The organism is Xanthomonas sp. 3793 (assembly GCF_024806835.1).
GTDB lineage: Bacteria > Pseudomonadota > Gammaproteobacteria > Xanthomonadales > Xanthomonadaceae > Xanthomonas > Xanthomonas arboricola_F.
Genome location: NZ_JANTYU010000007.1, coordinates 21,730 through 44,795, shown reverse-complemented (window position 1 = coordinate 44,795; position 23,066 = coordinate 21,730). Strand labels below are relative to the sequence as shown.

Genomic DNA, 23,066 nt, shown 5'->3' with positions numbered 1-23,066 from the left:
GGTTCGGGCCTGCCGACCCATCCGATGGGGGATGCATTGGGCGCAAGCGTGCCCGATAGGTGGGGAATGTCCGGAGTACTGGCGGCATGCCGGTGGATCACTGCGCTGTAGTCGTGGCAAGCACTGCAGTGCGGCGACGATGGGGCGGGCGTCGCATCACAGCAGCGTGCCTGGGTCGTGCGTTTGATGGGGATGGTGTCGGCCTCAGTTGCGTTGCGCCAGCAGCGTGCGCTCGTACTGCGCAAGATCGGTTTCCAGTTGCCATTGCAGACGTGCCTTTTCGCTGGCCTTGCGGAATTGGCTGCAGGCCGCGTCGTCGGTGTCGTGCTGCAGCGCTGCCGCACAGTCCGGCACGGCGGCGCCCTCGGCGGTCCACAGGCTGGCGCCGGGCAGGAAGCTGTAGGTCAGGCCATTGCGTGCCAGCTGCTTGAGAGTCGGGTAGTCGATGGCTTGCTCCTGCATCGCGCGCTGATACTCGTGCGTCATGTCCGCACGCGAGACGCCGGCATCATCGGTGGAAAGCACCACCGGCACACCGGCGCGCAGATACATCGCCAGCGGATGCGCGGCGCCCTTGACGCCCAGAATCACATCGTTGCTGGTGAGGTTGACCTCCACCGCGACCTGTTTGCCGTGCATCTGTTGCAGCAGCCCATTGGCATCGTCTTCATAGGGCAGGTCCACCCCATGGCCGATGCGCCGCGCCCCGGCGTCCACGGCCTGGCGGATATGCGAGCGCAGCTGCGCCGGCGGCACCAGCCCCAGCGTCAGCTCGCCGGCATGCAGGGACAGCGGCACCCCCGGATAGCGCGTGGCGAAGAAGCGGAACATGGCCATGTGCCGGGTGTAATCGGCCAATGCCACCGGGTTGTCCTCGGGCGCGACGATGTTCACCGCCACTGCGCGGCTGCCGCCGGCAGCGATCAGCGCATGCGCCAGCGCCATCTGCCCGAACACCATCGGTTGCGGCAGGACGCGCAGCACATACGGCACGTAGCGGTAGCTCACCCGGCAGCCGGGGCGCGCATCGGCCTGGTCGCAGTGCAGGACGCGGCGCACCTGCGTGTCGGTGGCAGCCAGCTCGCGTTGCGCGGCCTGCACCAGCGGCGGCAGGGCGTCCTGCAGGGCGCGCAGGTTGGCGGCATCGTCATCGCCATTCCACGGCAGCGACTGCATGCGCTGTGCGGCCTGCGCCATCTGCGGCGGGTTGGCGATGATCTCCACATACGGCACGCGGTCGCGTGCGGCCTGATCGAGCACTGCGGCCACGGTGTCTGCCACACGCGCACGCACTACCGCGTCGAACTTGCCGAAGGTGCTGAAGAACTGGTCATGCCCGGTGGGTTGGCTCGTACTGGGCAGGAACTTGCGCATCGACAACGCATCGACCACCCGGCCGTACAAGTCTGCATTACGCGCAGCCAGGCCGCGGGCGGGCTCCTGGCCCTTGCCGCACGGCGCGGCGCGCAGGCTCAGGTCGTCCAGCTGCACGCAGGCGCCGTCTTCGCTGGCCCAGTGCAGATAGTTCTCGGCATACACCGAACCGGAGAGGTGGTTGTGCAGGTCGCCGCCCTTGGGCATGGCCTGCAGCCATGCGCGCAATTGCGCAGGTTGCGCGGCCGCGTCCCGAAACAGCTGCGCCACCTGCTGCTCGCGTTGTTGCGCAGGCGCCTGCACCGGGCGTGCGAGCGTCATGCCGGGCAACAGGGTGCACAAGCCGAGGATCAGACAGCGATAACGATGTGGCATGCGGTGAGCTCTGAGAGTGAGACGGCGGCGTTGCGGCGCCGCCGGTTGCGATGCAGCTTGCCGCGCGGCGCGTTGGGTGGCCAGTGGGAGGAGCAGAAAACTCCCGCGGCGCCTCGCTCACTCCAGCGCATAGCGCAGCACGAACAGGCCGGCAATCGCCCAGGTGGCCGGATGCACGGCGCGCCAGCGGCCGCTGCCCAGCTTCAGTGCCGCATAGGTGATGAAGCCGAAGGCCAGGCCGGTAGCGATGGAGTAGGTGAGCGGCATGGCCAGCATGCAGATCGCGGCCGGTAACGCGTCGCCGACGTCGTCCCACTGGATCTGCGTGCACTCGCGCAGCATCACCGATGCCAGGTAGATCAGCGCCGGAGCGGTGGCATACGCCGGCACCATCGCCGCCACTGGCGAGAACAGCAGCGCCAGCAGAAACAGCGCTGCCACCACCAGTGCGGTGAGCCCGGTACGCCCGCCTGCCTGTACACCGGCAGCGCTCTCCACGTACGCGGTGGTGCTGGAGGTGCCGAGCAGCGAGCCGGCCAGGATGGCGGTGCTGTCGGCGAGCAGGGCGCGGTCGAACTGGCGACGGTGCGTGTGTGTGTGCAATAGGCCGGCGCGCTGGGCCACGCCCATCAAGGTGCCGGTGGCATCGAACATTTCCACCAGCACGAACACCAGCACCACGTGCAGCACGGCGGTCAATGCGCCACCGCTGCCATGGCCTTGCAAGGCGCCGGCAATGTCCAGCTGCAGCAGCGTCGGCGCCAGGCTTGGCGGCAGCGACAGCACGCCCTGGTAGTGCACCAGACCCAGCGCCAGTGCCGCGACGGTGACCGCCAGGATGCCAAGCAACATCGCTCCGCGCACGCGGCGCACCTCCAGCACGCCGATCAGCAGCAGCCCCGCCAGCGCAAGCAAGGGCTCGGGCCGATGCAGGTCGCCCAGGGTCACCAGCGTCTGCGGATGCGCCACCACCAGGCCGGCCTTCTGCAAGCCGATCAACGCCAGGAACAGGCCGATGCCCGCCGCAATCGCGCTGCGCAACGGGGCCGGGATGCCGTCCACCAGCCAGCGCCGCGCGCCGGTGACGCTGAGCAGCAGGAACACGCAGCCGGACACGAACACCAGCCCCAGCGTCTGCTGCCAGCTGTAGCCAAGCGTGCCCACCACGGAGAACGCGAAAAATGCATTCAAACCCATGCCCGGCGCCATGCCGATGGGGTAGTTGGCCAGTACGCCCATCAGCAGCGAGCCGAGCGCGGCAGCCAGGCAGGTCGCCACGAACACCGCGCCGTGCTCCATGCCGGTGGTGGCCAGAATGTCGGGGTTGACGAAGACGATGTAGGCCATCGTCAGGAAGGTGGTGGCGCCGGCCAGGACCTCCGTGCGCACGCTGCTGCCATTGGCAGCCAGCGCAAATCCGGGCCAGCGCCTCATCGGACGCTCCGGCAACGGTGGGGGAGGGCGATCACACACACGACCATCGGCAGACATCTCATTGGCACAGGGGGGGCCCGCGCGGTCGCTGCGCAGACGCGCGGGCCGAACATCTTGCACTGCGCAACGGCAATTGCCACGGACCTTGGGCACGGAATGCGTGGCCAGCGCAACGCCTGTTGTGCAGCGCAGTGGCATGATCGCCAGCGCCTGGCGCGGCTGCGCCCGCGTTGCCTTGTGCATGCAGCAACCGCATCGTGCAAGACGATGCGCAGCCCACGCCCATCCAACAGGCCACTGCAACGTTGGCGGCTGCTTCGCGCTGCGGCGTGACCGGCATCAGCCACCTGCGCGCCCGCTGTCGTCCTGCCTGCACAGGCGCAACACACGCGCAGCGCTCAAAGATCCAGCACCAGGCGTGACGAACGGCTGCGCGAGCAGCACAGCGTGATCTGGGTGTTGGCGGCGTGCTCGCTGTCGCTGAGCACGCTGTCGCGATGATCCGGGGTCCCGGCAAGCACGCCGGTCAGGCAGGCGCCGCACATGCCTTGCTCGCACGATAGCGGTACCTCGATACCGGCAGCGAGCAAGGCGCTGGCGATGCTGCAATCGGCCGGCACCTGCACCACGCGACCACTGGCAGCCAGCTCCACCTCGAAGGCGCTGTCGGCGTCATGCGCAAGGCCGGCACTGGCGGCAGCGAAGTGTTCGCGGTGCAGCTGCGCGTCAGCCCATCCATGCGTCCTGGCCAGCTGCGTGAAGTGGTCCATGAACGCGGCCGGCCCGCACAGATACAGTTGGTCGTGCGCGCCTGCCTGGACAAGCGCGTCGGGCACATGCACGCGCGGGCTTTGCCCGCCATCGCTCAGATGCACATGCACCTGCCCATGGGCGAAGCCTTGTTGCAGCCGCTGCACGAAGGCCACGTCGGCATGCCGGCGCGCGTAGTAGTGCAGCACGAATGGCTCGCCGCGCACCTCCAGCGCCTCGGCCATCGACAGCAGCGGGGTGATGCCGATGCCGGCGGCGAGCAGCACATGCCGCTCGCCCGGATGCAGCGGGAACAGATTGCGCGGGCTGGAAATCTGCAGGCGATCGCCGGCGCTGAGTTGCTCGCACAGATGTCGCGAGCCGCCGCGCGAGGCATCGGCCAATTTGACGCACAGCAGATAGTGATCGCGCACATGCGGCGCGCTGGCGATCGAATACTGGCGGATCAAGCCATCGGGCAGGTGCAGGTCCACATGCGCGCCGGCCTCGAACGCGGGCAACTCGCTGTCGATCGGCTCCAGCCGGATCGCACGCTGGCGGTGGCCTTGCTCGGCCACTGCGGCCACACGCACTTCATGCAGGCTCATGGCGCGCTCCTTGGCGGTCAACGCAGGAAGAAGTCGCTGTAGCCCTGGCTGCGCAGGCCACGGCGGTAGGCGATCGAGCTGCGATCGGCCGGGATGTGCACCTCCAGCAGCGGGTCCAGCGGCAGGTATTCGGGGCGCTGCGCCTCGACCATGGCGCGGTCTTCCTCGAACACGCGCAGGTTGAAGGCGTGCACGTCCTCCACCGGCAGATGGGTGTCGAAATTGCGCGCGATCGGCACCAGCAGGCGGGTCTTGTGCTTGGACACCGGGCTGGCCGCATTCATGATCACCAAGCGCTTGCCAGGCACCGGGAAGTGGATGGTGAGCGTTGCGGTGAACGGCAGATGCACCTCGAAATGGCGTAACCACTGGAAATCCGGCGCCACCTCCGGCAACGGCATGTCCACCGAATAGTTCGCCACGCTGCTGAGGTAATCGGCATTGAAGCCGGTCGGCGTCTCGGTGGTGGTGTAGGCCGGCACCTCGCGCTTGTCCGGCTGGGCAAAGGTGGCGGTGTGCACGAAGGCGAAATGCGCCACATCGATGAAGCCTTCCAGCTGGCGCGCGGCACTGCCGCCGATGTCGAAGGCCGGGCAGACGATCTGCTGGAAGCCGTCCTCGTCCCAGCCCGGCATCGGCGGAATCTGCACTTCGGCCTCGCTCACCCCGGCCGGCTTGGACAGGCACACCCAGATCAAGCCGTAGCGCTCGGCCACCGCATAGGTGTGCAGGCGCATCTTGGCCGGGATGTTCTGGCTGGGGCTGGCGGGGATATGGTTGCAGCGCCCGCCCGAGCCGAAGCGCAGCCCGTGGTAGGCGCAGACCACGCCGCCGCCATCGGCGGTGCCCATGCTCAGCGGCACGCCGCGGTGCGGGCAGACATCGCGCGCGGCCACCAGTTCCTCGCCCAGCCGGTACAGCACCAGCGGCTCGTCCAGCAGGGTGGCCTTGAACGGCGCCTCGCTCACCTCGCTGCTCAGCGCCACCGCGTGCCAATGCTGGGCCAGGCGCTGCCAGTCGGCGGCTTCGAAGGTGCAGTGCAGCGGCAGGGTGGGAACGGCGACATCCATGGGGCGGTCTCTGGCGTGAGGCGGGAGCAGTGCCGGATTGACTCTAGGAAGCCGGGGGTGTGTTATCAAACATCGATTTTCAGCCAAGCCATTGCAAAAAATGCAACGCCAACCGGGCTCCGCCACATGCTGACCTTTTCCCGCTTCACCCGTTATTTCATCGAAGTGGCCCGCTGCGGCAGCATCCGCAAGGCCTCGGAGGTGCTGCATGTGTCGGCCTCGGCGATCGACCGGCAGATCCTCAAGGCCGAGGAAGAGCTGGGCGCGCAGCTGTTCGAGCGCCTGCCCGGCCGGCTGCGGCTGACCGCCGCCGGCGAGCTGTTGCTGGTCGATGTACGCGGCTGGGAGAAGGCCTACGCGCGCACCCTGGAGCGTTTCGACGAGCTCAAGGGGCTGCGCCGCGGGCACGTGGAGATCGCCATGATCGACGCGCTCAGCGAGGGCGTGGTGCCGGCGGCGGTGGCCGCGCTGGTGCAGGAGTACCCCGGCATCACCTTCAACCTGTCCACCGCGCGCAACCAGCGGGTGATGGAGATGGTGACCTCGGCGGACGTGGACATCGGCCTGCTGCTGGACCCGGTGAGCAGCGTGGACCTGGAGGTGCGCGCATTTGCGGATATCCCGCTGGGGATTGCCATGCCGGTGGGCCACCCGTTGAGCACGCGCACCGAGCTGCAGCTGAGCGAGACGCTGGAGCACCGGTTGCTGCTGCCGGCCGCGCCGTTGATCGTGGGCGAGCACGCGAAGGTGCTGTACCAGCGCCAGCATATCGACGTGAAGCGGCTCACCCATTGCAACGACGTGCGCACCTTGCGCGGGCTGGTGCGCGCCGGTGCGGGCGTGGGGCTGATGTCGTGGCTGGACGCCGCGCCCGACGTGGCCGACGGGCGATTGGCGTTCGTGCCGTTCCGTCAGCACCTGACCAAACCGATGACGCTGGCCTTGTGCGTGGCCCCGCAGCGTCAGCTCTCGCGCTCGGCGCAGCTGGCGATCCAGGCGCTGGCGGCGAAGATCGATGCGATGGCGGTGCCGGTGGTTGGCTGAGCGTGCTGCGCAAGCGGCCCTCACCCCTGCCCCTCTCCCGCAGGCGGGAGAGGGGAAAGGCACGGCGTTCGCGCAGGCTGATGGTGTGCAGGTGTGGCGGACTGCATGCAGATCCCGTTGTGGAGAACCTGTCGTGGAGATCCAGATCCCGTTGTAGATGTCCCTTCTCCCGCCTGCGGGAGAAGGTGCCCGCAGGGCGGATGAGGGCAACGCCCACCCAGTACAATCGCATCTGCTCTTTCAGGCGACACCCGAACCATGCAGTTGATTGATATCGGCGCCAACCTCACCCATGATTCCTTCGATCGCGACCGCGATGCTGTGCTGCAACGCGCACGCGAGGCGGGTGTGGCGCAGTTGGTGATCACCGGCGCCAGCCGCGAGCATTCGCCGCTGGCCCTGCAACTGGCGCAACAACATCCCGGATTTCTGTATGCCACCGCCGGCGTACACCCGCATCACGCCGTGGAATTCACCGCCGAGTGCGAGGCCGAAATGCGCACCTTGCAGGCGCATCCGCAGGTGGTGGCGGTGGGCGAATGCGGGCTGGATTACTTCCGCGATTTCGCGCCGCGCCCGGCACAGCACAAGGCCTTCGAGCGCCAGCTGCAACTGGCTGCCGACAATGGCAAGCCGCTGTTCCTGCATCAGCGGGATGCGCACGAGGACTTCCTGTCCATCATGCGCAGCTTAGAGGGCAAGCTGGGGGCGGCCGTGGTGCATTGCTTCACCGGCACGCGCGAAGAGCTGTTCGCCTATCTGGACCGCGATTACTACATCGGCATCACCGGCTGGCTGTGCGACGAACGCCGCGGCGCGCATCTGCGCGAGCTGGTACGCAATATCCCCGCCAACCGTTTGATGATCGAAACCGACGCGCCCTACCTGTTGCCGCGCACGCTCAAGCCCATGCCCAAGGACCGCCGCAACGAGCCGATGTTTCTGTCGCATATCGTCGAAGAACTGGCGCGCGACCGCGGCGAAGACGTCGCCGTGACCGCCGCCAACAGCACCGCTGCGGCACGTGCGTTTTTCCGTTTGCCGGCCGCTCAACCGGACAGTTGAAGACACACACGGGCATCGGCTGCCGCATTGGCGAACTGGCGCAACGCGGAAGGGAGCAGGCTGGCGATCGATACCATCGCGTGCTGTTGCGTGCATGCACTGCGCTGCCGCATCGGTGGCGCAGTGCATGGCGCGATGGCAGCAAGCGGACCTGCGGCGCTCGTCCACAAGCCCGGCAGCGGGCAGGGCATGCATGGCGGAAGTGGCACCGATCCGGCTCGATAGCGCGTTGAAATACGACGCCCGCGCGTTGCCGTCGCTTACGCAGCCAGCAGTTCCCAGCCCTGCGCATCGCGTAGCCGCAGGCCCGGTTGCGGTGCATCGACACTGACCCGCAAGCCGTCGGCCCACGGCAGTTGGCGCTGTTGCGGGAACCAGCGCCGGCGCTGGTCCACCACGATCAACAGGCCATGATTGTCGCCCAGCGCGGCAAAGCCCTCCACGGCTGGCGCAAACGGCTGTACGCCAAAATGATGGGCCACGCTGCTGGTCACTGCATCGACATCATTGCTGGGCAAGCCGATTTCGCTCAGGCACAGCAATTCTTCGCCGTGGAACTCGCCCTTGCCGGTCGCCACATCGTGCAGCGCAGCGCGCGCGATCAGCTCCAGCACCGCACCATCCGGGCCGGCGAAATACACCGACTGCGATTGCCACACCCCGTCCAGGGCGAAGCGCTGGCGGCCCTGCGGGTCGGCGAGCAGCGTGGCGCGTGCGCCGATCCATCGCGCTGCGGCCTCGAAGCGTGAGGGCGCGACATTGAAGGCCAGATGCACACTGCCGACCGGATGTTGCGCCTGCACGCAGTCCAGCGTGGTCCAGCCGATGTGGACGGTGTCGCCGTGCAACGGCAGCTGCAGCACATCGCGATAAAAACGCCGGGTCAGTGCCGGATCCAGGCAGGGCAGCAGGAGATGACGAAGATGCATGGCACTCGGATCGATGGAAGAGGCCCGCATTGAACAACCTCAATCGCAGTTGAGGTCAAGCGCTGCCACCTGAAGTCGGCGCAGATGCTGCTGCGTCGTGTCTGGCTGGGCGGGCTGCGCGTCGTCGGTCGTGGCGATGAGTGCTCGCAGAGCGACATCTTCCGGTGGCGTGTGCACCTGCAATTACAGCGATGGCCTTGGATCGATCGATCTCGCCTGCCACCCTGATCGGGGCGTGGCTTTTCGCACGTGCAGCGTGCATTGATGCGTTCAGGCAAGAGCGTGACACGGCACGGTGCACCGGTAACGTTGTCCTTCGATCAGGGGCCGACCAGGCGCGGCAAACAGAACTGCTGCGCTCACTGCCGGGCGAGCACGGCCGCTGCTCGGCGCGGCGTGGATCACTCGGACAACCGTGCTGCCTGTGCGCCATCCACACCCAGCTCACGAGTGCTCGCCACGGTTGCGCAGCCGCTTGTCGGTGCTTACCCATGCTCCCCGCAATGTGTGCGATGCAGTCAGAACCGGCGCATCCAGCAGGCCACCACCGCGCAACGGTCATTGCCCAACCGCCGGGATCACGCATGCCAGCTCCACCAGTGGCGATCACTGGCTTACCTCATCGGCAGTGATCAGTTCCGCCAGCGCCCATAGATGTCGCACCAGCGGAGTGCTGTCCAGCGCACCCGGCGCAACCGCCAGGGCCAGACGGGCCAGCGGCATGCGCCCTTCGATATCGAGGTAGCGCACCCCGGGACGCTGCAGTTGTGCGGTGGAGGCGGGCACCACCGACACGCCCAGTTCGGCGGCGACCAGGTTGATGATCGACGACATCTGCGGCGCCTCCTGGGTGATGCGCAAGGTCACGCCCGACTCGCGGCAGGCGGCGAGGATTTCGTCGTACAGGCTGGAGCCGAAGCTGCGCGGAAACAGGATGAACGGCTCGCCCGCCAGCGCCGCCAGCGGCGCGCTGTGGTGGGCCGCCAGCGGATGCGCCGCCGGCACCGCGATCTTCATCGGCTCATCGGCAAAGCGCAGCAGCTGCAGGTCCTGTGGCGTGCTCAAGCCGTAGCGGACGAATGCCGCATCCAGGCGGCCATCGGCCAGGCCCACCAGCAGGCTGGCGGTGTTGGTTTCTTCCAGCAGCAGTTCCACCTGCGGCCATTGCCGGCGGAAATCGCGGATCAGGCGCGGCACCACCGGACTGAAGGCGGCCGAGGCGGTGAAGCCCATGCGCAAGCGGCCGGATTCGCCGCGCGCCACACGCCGGGCGGTTTCGGCGGCGCGCTCCACATCGGCCAGCACCCGGCGCACCTCGCCGAGAAAGGCCTCGCCGGCTGGCGTCAGCTCCGCACCGCTATGGGTGCGGCGGAACAGCGGCGTACCCAGCTCGCGCTCCAGCGTCTGGATCTGCTGGCTCAGCGGCGGCTGGCCGATGCCGACCCGGGCAGCGGCACGGGTGAAATTGCCTTCCTCGGCAACCGCCAGGAAATAGCGCAGGTGACGCAGCTCCATGGTATCTGTTCTGCATATGGAAACTGCCAGCATCATATATTGGACAGGGGGTGGTGGCAGGCGAATACTTCCTGTCCCCGGTCTCATCCAGATACCCGTGCCTGCTTCCGACTCTCGCTTCAGCGCCCCGCCGGCCACTGCCGCCGTTCCCGAGACCGCTGCGCCCGCCACCGGCCGCATCCGGCTGGCCTTGTTCCTGGCCGGCTTTGCCACCTTCTCGCTGCTGTACAGCGTGCAGCCGGTGTTGCCCGAGTTCGCGCGGGTCTTCGGCGTAGATGCGGCGGTCGCCTCGTTGCCGCTATCGCTGGCCACCGGCGGGCTGGCAGTGGCGATCTTCTGCGCCGGTGCGGTCTCGGAAAACCTGGGGCGGCGCGGCTTGATGTTCGCCTCCATCGCGCTGGCTGCGGTGCTCAACCTGGTCTCGGCGTTCCTGCCGCACTGGGGCGCGCTGGTGGTGGTGCGTACCCTGTCCGGTATCGCGTTGGGCGGCGTGCCCGCGGTGGCGATGGTGTACCTGGGCGAAGAACTGCCGGCCAACAAACTTGGCGCGGCCACCGGCCTGTACGTGGCCGGCAATGCATTCGGCGGCATGACCGGGCGCATCATGATGAGCGTGCTGACCGACCACACCGATTGGCGCACCGCACTGGCGCTCTTGAGCGGATTCGACCTGCTGTGTGCCTTCGCATTCGTGTGGCTGCTGCCGCCGTCGCGCCATTTCGTGCGCCGGCATGGGGTCAACCTGCGGTTCCATCTGCGTGCCTGGGCGGGGCATCTGCGCGATCGCAACCTGCCGTGGTTGTTTGCGTTGCCGTTTCTGTTGATGGGCGTGTTCGTCAGCCTCTACAACTACGCCGGGTTTCGCTTGGGCGGGCCGGAATTTGGCCTGAGCCAGAGCCAGATCGGCATGATCTTCAGCGCCTATGTGTTCGGCATCGTCAGCTCATCGGTGGCTGGGGCCGCGTCGGATCGCTTCGGCCGTGGGCCGGTGGTCAGTGCCGGCATCGTGCTGTGCGTGCTCGGCGTGGCATTGACGCTGGCGCATGCGCTGGCGCTGGTGGTGGGCGGCATCGTGTTGCTGACGATCGGCTTTTTCATCGCGCATTCGGCGGCCAGCGCCTGGGTGAGCCGGCTCGGCGGCGCGCACCGCAGTCATGCCGCCTCGCTGTATCTGCTGGCCTATTACGCCGGCTCCAGCGTGATCGGTGCGCTCGGCGGCTGGTTCTGGCAACACGGCGGTTGGGCCGGGCTGGTCGGCATGTGCCTGACCCTGCTGGTGCTGGCGTTTGCCGCCGCGCATGTGTTGCGCCAACGCGCCGATGATGCACGCCCGTATGGCCGGTTTGCGCCGCATCCTGCGCGTGGCGAATGACATGCAGATCGAGCGGCTCGACCATCTGGTGCTCACCGTTGCCGACGTGCAAGCCACCTGCGATTTTTATGCGCGCGTGCTCGGCATGCAGGTGGTGAGTTTTGGTGAAGGGCGACGTGCGCTGGCCTTCGGGCAACAGAAGATCAACTTGCACGCCGCCGGGCGCGAGTTCGAACCCAAGGCGCGGTTGCCGACGCCCGGATCGGCAGACCTGTGCCTGATCACCACAACCCCACTGCAGCAGGCGCAGGACCACATCGCCGCTGCCGGTGTCGCCATCGAGCAGGGGCCGATCCAGCGTACCGGCGCAACCGGCGCGTTGTTGTCGGTCTATTTCCGCGATCCGGACGGCAACCTGATCGAGGTCAGCAACCTGCTGTAGCGGCCGATTGCTGTGCCGTGTGTGCGCTGTGCGAGGTGGCAGGTGGCAGGTGGCGCGATGCAAGCAACCTTGAAGCGATGGCTGTCGCTCACCCTTCCGATCTAGCGTGCCCGCTTGCTGCGCGCCGTCTGCGCTGCAGAAGGCGGCGCGGCGACCGCATCGGCCGCACCCTGTGCCAGGGTTTCCAGCAGGCGCCCACGCCGCCGTTCCAGATCGGCCAGCTGGCGCTCGATCTGCTGCAGACGCGCGCGATGCGCATGTGCGGTTTCCGGGCACATCTGCGCGCCTTCCACTAGGCGCATGCAATCGGGAAACCGGAGAATGTCGTCCAGGCTGAAGCCAGTGGCGATCAGCCGCTGGATCTGCCGCACCTGTGCAACGCAGGCAGCGGGAAACACCCGGTAGCCATTGGCGCTGCGCGCGGACGTCAGCAGGCCGCGCGCGTCGTAGTGACGGATCGAACGCACGCTGGCGCCGGTCTGCAGAGCCAGTGCGCCAATGCGCAGCGAGGGTTCGGGAGGCGTTGCCATGCGCCAAGCATACGTTGCAAGCACTGCTTGACCCTCACATTGGTGTCAGGCTGGAGGATGGACGCTCTCATTGCCTGGAGCTCACTCGATGCCTGTTCGCTTCTTCCCGGTCATCGGCATGCTGCCGCTGCGCTACGCGCTGGCTTGCCTGTTGCTGTTTTCTTCAACGCTGGCCGCGGCGGTCACCCCTGCTTCGCGCAGTTACGCCGTGACCGCGCCCGATGGCGTCACCCTGGCCGTGCAGGAGCACGGCGCCAGCGATGCTCCGGCGATCGTGTTCGTGCACGGCCTGCTCGGTAGCCGCATCAATTGGGACGCGCAGCTGGCCGATGCGCGCCTGCAAGGCTATCGATTGATCACCTACGATCTGCGTGGGCACGGCTTGTCCGGCAAGCCGACTGCAGCGTCGGCCTATCGGGACGGCATGCGCTGGGCCGACGATCTTGACGCCGTGCTGAAAGCGGCAAAGACGCCAGACGCGGTGCTGGTCGGTTGGTCGCTGGGCGCCGCCGTCGTCACGAACTACCTCGCACGTTACGGCGATGAAGGGCTTGGCGGGGTGGTGTATGTCGACGGCGTGATCGAATTCCGCGCGGAACAGCTGGGCTCGCATCCGGCGATCTATCGCGATCTGGTCTCCGACGACTTGCGCACGCATCTGCAGGCGGTGCACGACTTCCTGCGGCTGTGCTTCGCCACCCAACCGTCTGTGCCGGTCTTCGAGACATTGCTGGCCAACGCATCACTGGCCTCCTGGGACATGCAGCGTGCCGTGCAAGGCATGTCGATCGATGTCGCCGGCCTGCAGCGCACGCGCCTGCCGGTGTTGCTGGTGTATGGCGCGCGCGATGCGCTGGTGACTGCCGAGCCGACGCTGGCGCGTGCACGGCAATTGCAGCCGCGTGCGCAGACGCGTCTCTACCCGGATGCAGGCCACGCGCCATTCCTGGAGGACAGCGTGCGTTTCAATCGGGACCTGGTGCAGTTTGTCGATCAGGCACAGGTTGCACGCTGAGCGACAGTGACCGCGTCCCTGGCCTGCAGCAACAGGACGGCTGAACCAACTGCGTGGACGCGGCCCGATGCTGTATCGTCTTCACGGATGCATCCAGTCCGGCGCGTGGTGCGTACAACGGTTTGATCCGCACGCTGCGACCACCCTGCTCCATGCGACAGTTCGACGCACTTCGCGCAAGTCGCACGGTGACGGCCGTCGACGCCGCGCCGCAGCGGGCGAACCGCTTGCCGTTGGCGCAACGTGATCCCATCGCTTCCGGAATGGCCAGATGACCGCTGTCCCTACCCAAGACCACCGCGCGCTGCAGGACTTCATCGAGCGCCACCAGCGCCTGTTCGTGCTCTCCGGCGCCGGTTGCAGCACCGACTCGGGCATTCCCGATTACCGCGATCTGCAAGGCGGCTGGAAGCGTCCGCAACCGGTGACGTTCCAGGCGTTCATGGGCGAGCTGTCCACGCGCCAGCGCTATTGGGCGCGCAGCCTGGTCGGCTGGCCGCGTTTCGGGCTGGCGCAGCCCAATGCCACCCACCACGCACTGGCCGCGCTTGAAGCGCGCGGCCAGCTGGAACTGCTGCTGACCCAAAACGTCGATCGCCTGCATCAGGCGGCCGGCAGTCAGGCGGTGATCGACCTGCACGGCCGGCTCGATGTGGTGCGTTGCATGGGCTGCGAGCAGCGCATGCCGCGGACCGAGTTTCAGCTGCTGCTGGAGCGAGACAACCCCGGCTGGGTCGCGCTGGACGCGGCGCAGGCGCCCGACGGCGATGCGGATCTGGACGACGTCGCCTTCGAGACCTTCGTGGTGCCGCCGTGCCCGGCATGTGGCGGCGTGCTCAAGCCGGACGTGGTGTTCTTCGGCGAGAACGTGCCGCGCGAGCGTGTGGAGCGTGCCTTCGCGCACTTGCAGGCCGCCGATGCGGTGCTGGTGGTGGGTTCGTCGTTGATGGTGTATTCGGGCTTTCGCTTCGTGCAGACTGCCGCGCGCAACGGCCTGCCGATCGCCGCGCTCAATTTCGGGCGTACCCGCGCCGACGACTTGCTCAGCCTGAAGGTGGAGCAGTCGTGCGCGCAGGCGCTGGCCTTTCTGCGGCAGCCGCCTGACCCGCCGCAGAGTGTGCCGGCCAGGTACGACAGTGCGCGCTCTGCATGACGCAGTGATCCATCGCAGCGGTTGTGCGGCGGCGCGCGGCGCAGTGCAATGGGCACCCCCACCTCGCGCCTGGATGTTGCCTTGAGCCAGTTGTTCACCCCCATCGCCTTCGGCCCGCTCGCGCTCGCCAACCGCATCGTGATCGCGCCGATGTGTCAGTACTCCGCACAGGACGGCCGCGCCAGCGATTGGCATCGCATCCATCTGGGCACGCTGTCGCAATCGGGCGCGGGCCTGTTGATCCTGGAGGCCGCCGCGGTGCTGCCGGAAGGGCGCATCAGCTACGCCGATCTGGGCTTGTACGACGACGCCACCGAGCGGGCGCTGGATGAGGTGCTGCAGTCGGTGCGGCGCTGGTCGCCGATGCCGGTGGGCATCCAGCTCGCGCATGCCGGCCGCAAGGCGTCGACCGATGTGCCGTGGAAGGGCGGGCAGGCCATCGCCCCCGATCACGCGCATGGCTGGCAGACCGTGTCTGCCTCGGCGCAGCCGTTCCAGCCGGGCAAGCCCGTACCGCAGGCGCTGGATGAGGCCGGGATCGATACGGTGGTTGCCGCGTTCGTCACTGCGGCAACGCGCGCCGAACGTCTGGGTCTGGATCTGATCGAGCTGCATGCCGCACACGGGTATCTGATGCATCAGTTCCTGTCGCCGCTGAGCAATCAGCGCAACGATGCCTATGGCGGTTCGCTGGAAAACCGCATGCGCTTGACGTTGCGCATCTTCGATGAGGTGCGTGCGGCGGTGTCCGGGCGCATCGCGGTCGGCGTGCGCATCTCGGCCACCGACTGGGTGGAGGGCGGCTGGGATCTGGAGCAGAGCATCGCCTTGTCCAAGGCGCTGGATGCGCGCGGCGCGCATTACATCCATGTCTCCAGCGGCGGACTGGATCCGCGCCAGCAGATTCCGGTGCAGGCCGGCTATCAGATCCCGTTTGCGCAGGCGATTCGTGCGCAGGTCGCCACGCCGGTGATCGGCGTGGGCCTGATCACCGAGCCGGCGCAGGCCGAGGCGATCCTGCAGGACGGCCAGGTCGATGCAATCGCGCTGGCACGCGGCATCCTGTACGACCCGCGCTGGCCGTGGCATGCCGCCGCCGCGCTGGGTGCATCGGTCACGCCAGCCCCGCAGTATCTGCGTTGCGAGCCGCGCGATGCACGCGGCGTGTTCGCCAGCTGACGCACGCCACCGACGTCATACCGAAGAGGACGCACACGCATGCCGATAGGATTTCTGGGACTGGGCACGATGGGCCTGCCGATGGCGCACAACCTGCTGCGCGGCGGCTTCGAGATAAGTGTCTGGAACCGTTCGCCAGAACGCGCGCGCAGCCTGCGCGATGCCGGGGCGACGGTGGTGGATGCGCCGGTGGGGGCGGCGTGCGGCCCGCTGTTGTTCTCGATGCTGGCCGACGATGCCGCGGTCCGTCAGACCGTGCTGGACGGCGGCGTGCTGGACGCATTGCCGGCCGGCAGCGTGCACGTCAACATGGCCACCATCTCGGTGGCGCTGGCGCACGAGTTGACCGCACTGCATGCCGAGCGCGGCATCGCCTACGTCGCCGCGCCGGTGCTTGGCCGCGTCGACGTGGCCGAGGCCGGCAAGCTCAACATCCTGGCTGCCGGCGATGCTGCGGCGCTGGCGCGGGTGCAGCCGATGTTGGATGTGCTGGGGCAAAAGACCTGGCACATCGGCGATGCCCCGGAGCAGGCCAACGCGGTGAAACTGGCGGCCAATTTCTGCCTGGCCAGCGCCATCGGCGCCATGGCCGAGGCCAGCGCACTGGCGCGCGGGCATGGCGTGGACGCCACCCAGTTCCTGGGGATGCTCACCACCACCTTGTTCGCCGCACCTGCGTACCAGGGCTACGGCAAGCTCATCATGCAGCGCCAGTACACACCGGCCGGCTTCACCGCCACGCTGGGGCGCAAGGATGTGGACCTGGCCATCCAGGCCGGCGCCGACAAGCAGGTGCCGATGCCGTTGGGCGAACTGTTGCGCGCCAGCCTGGACCAGGCCATCGCGCACGGCGACGGCAACGCCGACTGGGCCGTGCTGGCAGAGGTGTCGGCGCGGCGGGCGGGACAGGCCTGATCGCGATGCAAGAGTGTCGCGCGCCTTACTCGAAAGCGACCTGCGATGCCTCTTGCTCACCCGAACATGCAGCGGACCTTCTAAAATGCCGGCTCGTTATAGCCGCCGCTCCAGGGAGGATGCGATGCGACACCTGCATATCACGCTCGGTTCGACCGAGCGCGCACCACGCGCACCGACCTGCGCCGGTGGCGCACGATGACCGCCGAACCGGTTGTCGACCAGGGCCCGGTGGGTCCGGACCATCCCGAGCATCCGGATCACTATCTGTTTGCGCAGATCCGCGAAGCGGTGGGCGTGCTCGACGCCGAGTTGGACAAGCCCACCGACGAGGCCAGCGTACGCATGGCCGCGCGCTTGCTGCCGCTGGCCAAGCAGCACGGCTTTGATCAGGTGGATTACGTGGTGCTCAGCCGCCACCTCGGCGAAGTAGGCGAGAACGTATTTCTGGTACGTGGCGAACTCTCCGACCCCGCACATCTGCGTGCGCACATCACCACCCAGGAAGCGATGGAGACCTCGGTGGAGACCTCAATGGCGCAACTGGACGAGATCAATCGCCGGCTGATGCTGCGCCTGCCGCCGCGTTGATCCTTATTGGCAGTGGCATGCGTATCGCCTTTGGCCACGCACGCCACCAGCGCAACGCCCGCCATGCGCTGATCGGCTGATCCGCAGCACGGCGGGTAACGTGCCGTCGCGCTTCTCTGCGGTGCGGCGGCCGTGTCAGTTGCGCGGCGTCGCAATGTAACGGTTACCGACGCAAGCACTGTGCCCGCGCTGCCATGCATTGGCTATCATTGCGCCGATGCGCTCCGACTACATTCTCACGCTGTCCTGCCCCGACCGCACCGGTATCGTGTACCGCGTCACCGGCCTGCTGTTCGATCTTGATTGCAACATCCTCGATGCCCAGCAATTCGGCGACGACGAAAGCGGCCGCTTCTTCCTGCGCGTGCATTTCGAAAAACCGCCGTCAACCGATATCGCCAGCCTGGAACAGCAGTTTTCGGTGTTGGCAGGCGCGTTCCGGATGGAATGGCAGTTGCACGACGCGCGTCGCCGCGCGCGGCTGCTGGTGCTGGTGAGCAAGCAGGGCCACTGTCTCAACGACCTGCTGTTTCGCACCCATAGCCGGCAACTGCCGGTGGATATCGTCGCAGTGGTCTCCAACCACGCCGATTTCGCACCGCTGGCCGCGTCCTATGGCATCGACTTCCATCATCTGCCGGTGAGCGCAGACACGCGCGCCGAACAGGAAGCGCAGCTGCTCGCCTTGGTCGAGGACCTGCACATCGATCTGGTGGTGCTGGCGCGCTATATGCAGATTCTCTCGCCGGGCCTGTGCCGCGCGCTGGCCGGGCGCGCGATCAATATCCATCACAGCTTCCTGCCCAGCTTCAAGGGTGCGCAGCCGTACCACCAGGCGCACGCGCGCGGCGTCAAGATCATCGGCGCCACCGCACATTACGTCACCGAAGACCTGGACGAAGGCCCGATCATCGAACAGGACGTCGCCCGCGTGGACCACGCCATGACCCCGCGCGATCTGGTGCGCCTGGGCAGCGACACCGAGTCGCTGGTGCTGGCGCGCGCGGTACGCCGCCATGTCGAACATCGCATCGTGCTCAACGGCCATCGTACGGTGGTGTTTCGCTGAACCGGACTACGAACAAGATGCACGTAGAAAGCGACCTGGGGCGAAGACCGGCGCACGCATCCAACCCTTGATCGATGCATCACGCCCAGCGCCGTTGCATCACGCCTGCGCCTCGCCCTTGCTTGAGACATCCAAGACTATTTGGAAACTTTCATGGGCACGTTTCCTACCAAGGTCGTTGGCGTCTCGGTCTCCAATGCAAATGGAGTATCCCGACAAGCCTCTATCGAGAAGTTTTGTCGGATTGGTATGCCTGTCGTGCTTCGGCGCGAGCCTGCAAACCCTTACGGCGCGAACGCCGTCGCTGTCTTCATTACTGCACGGGTGCTGATTTTCTTTTCCGCATCCGTACAGATCGGCTATCCCCCCGCAGACCTTGCAGCTGAAATGGCAAGACACCTGGATCACGGCGGGGAAGTGACGGCCGTGGTTTCTAAAATCACTGGCGGATCTGAAAGCGAGCGGTCACTAGGCGTCAATCTTAGGATCACCAAGGCTTGAAGACCGCAGGTGGCCGGTGCTTACGCGCCGGCCACCGAGTGCGCTGACGTCTTTTTGAGCATCACCGCGCCGCGTTGGCGTTCATCACCGCGTTGCGGTTTGCGTCCAGGTACTGCGCCGGGTCGCGCATGCCGGTGGTGTGGCATTGGCCGGTGGTGTGGCCGCGATTCACGCCGCCCGGCAGCTGCGCATTGACCTGCTCCACGGTGCCGTCTTCCGGGTCGTTCAAGACCAGGTCCGAGGCCGCGTTGCAATAGTCGTTGGTGTACCAGTTGGTCTTGGCGAACGAGGTGGTGTAGTAGTTGACCTTGGCGCGTGCGTCGGCGGGAATGCCGGCCAGCCAGGCCTTGGCGCCGTCGTAGGTGAGGTCGGTGTTGGTGCCGCAGCCCACCCCGAACCACGAGCCCACCGCAGCAAGCACGCCCGACAGATTGGTGCCCTGGTACGGCGTACCCACCGATTGCATCACGCGCCCGCCGCTGGCGTTATCCAGGCCGCTCCAGTAGTACGCATACAGATGCAGTGCGGCCATGCCGCCCTGGCTGTGCGCCACCGTGGAGAACGACGACCACTGGCTGGCGAACTGTGCGATGCGTTGCGCAAACTGATCGTTGCTGCGGTTTTGCTTGGCATCCAGGAATGTCGAGGCATTGGTGAACTGCGCCTGCGGCCATACGCCGTTGGAGCAATAGCCGTGCACCAGCACCAGTTGCGAGCCCGTTGCCTGCGGCTGTGCCATCGCGGTGGCCAGCGTCGACGGGCGCGGCCCCATGCGCATGCTTTCATCGATCGCCGCGCTGGACCGCGCAATGCTGGCACGTCGCAACGTGGGCACCTGCAGTGGCAGCGTGCCGGCCTGCACCAGTGGAATATAGTGATCCGGATCTTCAATACGCAGTCCGCGCAGCGTGAACGGCGCACGCGCACCGGCACGCGCGATCCAGCGTTCGTCCAGGCTCAGCGGCAACTGCCCCTGCTGCGGCGTCAGCATGCCGCCGATCCACGCCACCGGCACGTCCTTGCCCTTGGCATCGGTACCCCACACCTGCCCGAACACCCGATAGTGCGACGGTGCATTGCCGCGCGCGGCCACCGGCAGTGCCACCGTCAGCCGCGTAGCCTCGCCAGCACGTGCGTTGAGCGCGTTGCCGAGCAATCGCAGCGAGGTATCCAGCACCGGCAACACGTGTTCGCTGGTGCGGACAAATGCCTGCCCGGCCTGGTCGTGGCCGCGCACGATCACCTGCGCGATCCAGGTCCCCTCGCGCGTTGGCTGGAAATTGCCCCCATACACGCCGTCGCCGGCGGCGCCATCGTTATGCGCACCATCGTCGGCCATCGGTAGAACGCGCACGCCGCCTTGCGGATCGATCACGCGCAGGCTGGCTTCATCGATCTGGCCGGCCTGGCCCGCAAGCAAGGTGGCTCCATGCGCGTCGTTGCCGCTGAGCATGGCGTTGAGCGTGAGCGACTTGCCCACCAACTGCTGGCGATCGCGCGGGTATGAGGCCAGCTGCGTGCGCGCATCGCCTTCCATCAGCACATAGCCACGCTGCGCCACTGGTGATGCCGAGTGCAGCGTCAGCGACCAATTGCCGTTCTGGGCGGTGTCCACGGCATAGCGCATGCCGCTGGCGCCGCTCTCGGCCGTGCCTAGCAGTGTGCGCTGTGCCTGCAGTTGCGGTGCAACGGCAGCGGCGCGCGCGCCGGCAACGCGTGGCGCGCTGATCGCCGCATCCCACGCCTGTTCGCCCGCCAGCACCATGAAGCGCAGGTGGCCGTTCTCCACCGGCAGCGTGCCTTGCCACCGCGCTGCAGTCCCTGCGGGCGTCAGTTCCACCGGCAGCAACGCACTCTTGGACAGGATCGCCGACTCGGCCGGATCGGGCGCGCGCATCTGCGCGAACTCCTCCGGTGGGCCAGCCAGTTGTTTGGGCTGCAGCTCGGCTGCTGCGAGCGGCGTGGTCACGATCGACAGGGTGCACAGCAATGACAACAGCGACGGCTTCGGCATGGCGACATCTCTCCTTGAGCGTTGCAGAAGCGATGCCGCTGCGCAGTGCAGCGACACCGGATGCAGCGCCCCCTCGCCGCGATTCGCCGATGGTTATACCTCGCGCTTGTGACAGGTCTGCTGTGCGCTGCAGCACCTCACGCGCAGCAAACAAAAACGCCAGAAGTAAATACTACGGACTGTGATCCAGGTCGTGCACATGGCGAGGCACTCGACGCATCGCTTGATAAAGCCTGAGGGTTGCGATCGATGTGCAGCGCTCAATTCGGCGCGGTGTCAGCCCGCGCTGACCCGCGCGGTGCTGGAGCGGTAGTGCTCCACCCAAGCGATAGTCTGCGCGATGCCGCCGAAGGGATAGAAGTGCAGGCTGACGTCTCCATGCGCTTCAGTCAGGCCTGTGGCCAGGCGATCCACAAAGCGATCCGGCCCGGCGGTCCCCAGCAACTTGCCGAGCGAGATGCCGTACTTGGACAGCATCGATGCACAGGCGCCGACACCGCAGCGTGCGGCATAGCGTGCGAGCACCGCCACGCCCGCGGGACCGGGAACGCCCACACGCACGCGATGTTCGATGCCACGCGCGCGCAGCGCCTGCAACCACGCCAGCACCAGGTCGGCGTCGAAGGCGAACTGGGTGACGATCAGCGGCGTCATGCCGCGCTCGGCGATGCTGCGACACTTGCGTTCCAGCACATCCCATTGGTCGGCCGCAGGCATGTCCGGATGTCCGTCCGGATGCCCCGCCACGGCGATGGTCCGGATGCCGCAGCGCTTGAAGATCCCGGTAGCGATCAGCGACAAGCTGTCCGCAAACGGCCCTCTCGGAGCGGGTGGATCGCCCGCAATCACCAGGCAACGCTCGACGCCGGCCTCATCGACGGCGCGCCTGACGAAGGTGTGGAGCTCCTCGCGCGAGGCGATGCGGCGCGCGGACAGGTGCGGCATCGGCTGAAAGCCGAGTGTGTGCACCCTCCGTGCAGCGGCCAGTCGCGCGTCGTCGTCCTGGTTGGGCAGGTAGGGGATGGCAATGGTCGAGCCGCGCATGATCCGAGGCGCCGCCGCGGTCAGCCCGGCAATGTCGGTTGCGCCGATCTCCAGGGAATAGGCGTCGGTGATGGTGCTGGCCAGGCGGGGCGTATCCGGAGACATCAAAGGCTCTTGCCGTTCTGAGGTGATGATTGGGTGGCTGAGGTGTGTCCACTCCGATCGAGCTGGAAAAGCGCCAGCGCGCGCGCGCGTTGTGGTGATGTCCGTCAGTGGGCTTCGGGTGTCATGGCGGTGCCATTGGCAGGCTGGCGCGCCAGTTCGATGAAGGCACGCAGGTAGTCGACGGCGATATCCGCTTCGCGTGCGCCCAGGAAGATCTGCTTGGGGATGCCGCGCGCGCCCAGCCGCACCGGCACCACCTCCATCCTGGAGGCGTATTCCTCCACCAGCCAGCGCGGCATGGCGGCCACGCCGCGGCCGCTGGCCACCATCTGCATCATGATGTCGGTGGTTTCGATGGCCTTGTGGCGCCTGGGCGTGACACCGGCCGGCAACAGGAACTGGCTGTAGATGTCCAGGCGCTCAAGGTCCACCGGATAGCTGATGAGCACTTCGCGCGTCAGCTGCTGGGGCCTGACGTAGGCAGCCGACGCCAGCGCATGGCTCTTGGCCACCACCAGCACCTGCTCGTAGTCGAACACCGGTTCGAACCGCAGCCCTGGCTTGTACAGCGGGTCGGGCGTGACCAGCAGATCGATCTCGTAACCGAATAGCGCGCCGATGCCGCCGAACTGGAACTTCTGCTTCACGTCCACATCCACGTCCGGCCAGGTGGCCAGATAGGGCGCCACCAGCTTGAGCAGCCACTGGTAGCAGGGGTGGCACTCCATGCCGATACGCAGCGCGCCGCGTTCGCCCTGTGCGAACTGCCCCAGGCGCTCTTCGGCCAGGTCCAGTTGCGGCAGCACCCGGTTGGCCACCGCCAGCAGGTACTGGCCGGCCTGGGTCAGGCGCAGGCTGCGCCCCTCGCGCAGCCAGACGTCGGTGCCCAGCTGCTGCTCCAGCTTCTTCATGCTGTGGCTCAGCGCCGACTGGGTCAGGTTCAGTACGCCGGCGGCGGCGGTCAGCGAGCCTTGCTGTTCGACCTGCTGGACGATGGTGAGATGGATGCGCTCAAGCATTCAGATGATCCGA

The 23,066-nt window shown here is 67.0% G+C and carries 21 protein-coding genes; 11 read left to right on the top strand and 10 right to left on the bottom strand.

Annotated elements, in window-relative coordinates:
• Nucleotides 1–204: 204 nt before the first annotated feature.
• From FHY18_RS19990 to FHY18_RS19975, 4 genes are all read right to left on the bottom strand, one after another.
• The gene (locus FHY18_RS19990; protein WP_259159397.1) at nt 205–1,749 is read right to left on the bottom strand and encodes an adenosine deaminase; all 1,545 of its coding nucleotides are present in this window, start codon (nt 1,747–1,749) and stop codon (nt 205–207) included.
• 117 nt (nt 1,750–1,866) lie between these two features.
• The gene (locus FHY18_RS19985; protein ID WP_259159396.1) at nt 1,867–3,183 is read right to left on the bottom strand and encodes an NCS2 family permease; all 1,317 of its coding nucleotides are present in this window, start codon (nt 3,181–3,183) and stop codon (nt 1,867–1,869) included.
• Between the two features lie 398 nt (nt 3,184–3,581).
• Nucleotides 3,582–4,541 (bottom strand): PDR/VanB family oxidoreductase, encoded by a 960-nt coding sequence (locus FHY18_RS19980; protein WP_259159395.1) that lies wholly within the window; start codon nt 4,539–4,541, stop codon nt 3,582–3,584.
• Between the two features lie 17 nt (nt 4,542–4,558).
• Nucleotides 4,559–5,611, bottom strand: a complete 1,053-nt coding sequence (locus tag FHY18_RS19975; protein WP_259159393.1) for an aromatic ring-hydroxylating dioxygenase subunit alpha — start codon at nt 5,609–5,611, stop codon at nt 4,559–4,561.
• 126 nt (nt 5,612–5,737) lie between these two features.
• On the opposite strand from FHY18_RS19975, the gene FHY18_RS19970 reads away from it, so the two are divergent.
• Both FHY18_RS19970 and FHY18_RS19965 read left to right on the top strand, forming a co-directional pair.
• Nucleotides 5,738–6,655, top strand: coding sequence for a LysR family transcriptional regulator (locus FHY18_RS19970; protein ID WP_046962928.1), 918 nt, complete (start codon nt 5,738–5,740; stop codon nt 6,653–6,655).
• A gap of 258 nt (nt 6,656–6,913) precedes the next feature.
• Nucleotides 6,914–7,720, top strand: coding sequence for a TatD family hydrolase (locus FHY18_RS19965; protein WP_259159389.1), 807 nt, complete (start codon nt 6,914–6,916; stop codon nt 7,718–7,720).
• A 260-nt stretch (nt 7,721–7,980) separates the two neighbouring features.
• Here the strand turns inward: FHY18_RS19965 and FHY18_RS19960 are convergent, their stop codons facing one another.
• Both FHY18_RS19960 and FHY18_RS19955 read right to left on the bottom strand, forming a co-directional pair.
• The gene (locus tag FHY18_RS19960; RefSeq protein WP_259159388.1) at nt 7,981–8,649 is read right to left on the bottom strand and encodes a hypothetical protein; all 669 of its coding nucleotides are present in this window, start codon (nt 8,647–8,649) and stop codon (nt 7,981–7,983) included.
• 606 nt (nt 8,650–9,255) lie between these two features.
• Complete coding sequence (locus FHY18_RS19955; RefSeq protein ID WP_259159387.1) at nt 9,256–10,164, bottom strand: LysR family transcriptional regulator; 909 nt, start codon at nt 10,162–10,164, stop codon at nt 9,256–9,258.
• Between the two features lie 16 nt (nt 10,165–10,180).
• Here FHY18_RS19955 and FHY18_RS19950 point away from each other — a divergent pair, with 16 nt between their 5' ends.
• A complete protein-coding gene (locus FHY18_RS19950) occupies nt 10,181–11,536 on the top strand; it encodes an MFS transporter (protein WP_259159687.1) in 1,356 nt (451 codons plus the stop codon).
• A gap of 1 nt (nt 11,537) precedes the next feature.
• Nucleotides 11,538–11,918 carry a VOC family protein gene (locus tag FHY18_RS19945; RefSeq protein WP_259159685.1) on the top strand — a complete coding sequence of 127 codons (381 nt, stop codon included), beginning with the start codon at nt 11,538–11,540 and terminating at the stop codon, nt 11,916–11,918.
• Between the two features lie 101 nt (nt 11,919–12,019).
• Here the strand turns inward: FHY18_RS19945 and FHY18_RS19940 are convergent, their stop codons facing one another.
• Nucleotides 12,020–12,448: a MerR family transcriptional regulator gene (locus FHY18_RS19940; protein ID WP_259159386.1), complete on the bottom strand. Its 429-nt coding sequence runs from the start codon at nt 12,446–12,448 to the stop codon at nt 12,020–12,022.
• Between the two features lie 88 nt (nt 12,449–12,536).
• Here FHY18_RS19940 and FHY18_RS19935 point away from each other — a divergent pair, with 88 nt between their 5' ends.
• The 7 genes from FHY18_RS19935 to FHY18_RS19905 all read left to right on the top strand — a co-directional run bounded on the left by FHY18_RS19935 (nt 12,537) and on the right by FHY18_RS19905 (nt 18,871).
• Nucleotides 12,537–13,463, top strand: coding sequence for an alpha/beta hydrolase (locus tag FHY18_RS19935; RefSeq protein ID WP_259159384.1), 927 nt, complete (start codon nt 12,537–12,539; stop codon nt 13,461–13,463).
• Between the two features lie 271 nt (nt 13,464–13,734).
• On the top strand, nt 13,735–14,616 hold the full coding sequence (locus FHY18_RS19930) for an NAD-dependent protein deacetylase (protein WP_259159383.1): 882 nt from the start codon (nt 13,735–13,737) through the stop codon (nt 14,614–14,616).
• Nucleotides 14,617–14,664: 48 nt separating this feature from the next.
• Nucleotides 14,665–15,795, top strand: coding sequence for an NADH:flavin oxidoreductase/NADH oxidase (locus FHY18_RS19925; RefSeq protein WP_259159382.1), 1,131 nt, complete (start codon nt 14,665–14,667; stop codon nt 15,793–15,795).
• Nucleotides 15,796–15,834: 39 nt separating this feature from the next.
• Nucleotides 15,835–16,710 carry an NAD(P)-dependent oxidoreductase gene (locus tag FHY18_RS19920; protein ID WP_259159381.1) on the top strand — a complete coding sequence of 292 codons (876 nt, stop codon included), beginning with the start codon at nt 15,835–15,837 and terminating at the stop codon, nt 16,708–16,710.
• A gap of 198 nt (nt 16,711–16,908) precedes the next feature.
• Complete coding sequence (locus FHY18_RS19915) at nt 16,909–17,301, top strand: XVIPCD domain-containing protein (protein ID WP_259159379.1); 393 nt, start codon at nt 16,909–16,911, stop codon at nt 17,299–17,301.
• A 217-nt stretch (nt 17,302–17,518) separates the two neighbouring features.
• Nucleotides 17,519–18,370 carry a formyltetrahydrofolate deformylase gene (purU, locus tag FHY18_RS19910; protein ID WP_259159377.1) on the top strand — a complete coding sequence of 284 codons (852 nt, stop codon included), beginning with the start codon at nt 17,519–17,521 and terminating at the stop codon, nt 18,368–18,370.
• A gap of 153 nt (nt 18,371–18,523) precedes the next feature.
• Nucleotides 18,524–18,871, top strand: a complete 348-nt coding sequence (locus FHY18_RS19905) for an HIRAN domain-containing protein (RefSeq protein WP_259159376.1) — start codon at nt 18,524–18,526, stop codon at nt 18,869–18,871.
• A 61-nt stretch (nt 18,872–18,932) separates the two neighbouring features.
• Here FHY18_RS19905 and FHY18_RS19900 read toward each other — a convergent pair whose 3' ends face one another.
• The 3 genes from FHY18_RS19900 to FHY18_RS19890 all read right to left on the bottom strand — a co-directional run bounded on the left by FHY18_RS19900 (nt 18,933) and on the right by FHY18_RS19890 (nt 23,053).
• Nucleotides 18,933–20,885 (bottom strand): choice-of-anchor X domain-containing protein, encoded by a 1,953-nt coding sequence (locus FHY18_RS19900; protein ID WP_259159375.1) that lies wholly within the window; start codon nt 20,883–20,885, stop codon nt 18,933–18,935.
• A gap of 276 nt (nt 20,886–21,161) precedes the next feature.
• A complete protein-coding gene (locus FHY18_RS19895) occupies nt 21,162–22,037 on the bottom strand; it encodes a methylenetetrahydrofolate reductase (protein ID WP_259159374.1) in 876 nt (291 codons plus the stop codon).
• A gap of 101 nt (nt 22,038–22,138) precedes the next feature.
• On the bottom strand, nt 22,139–23,053 hold the full coding sequence (locus FHY18_RS19890; RefSeq protein ID WP_259159372.1) for a LysR family transcriptional regulator: 915 nt from the start codon (nt 23,051–23,053) through the stop codon (nt 22,139–22,141).
• Nucleotides 23,054–23,066: the final 13 nt, after the last annotated feature.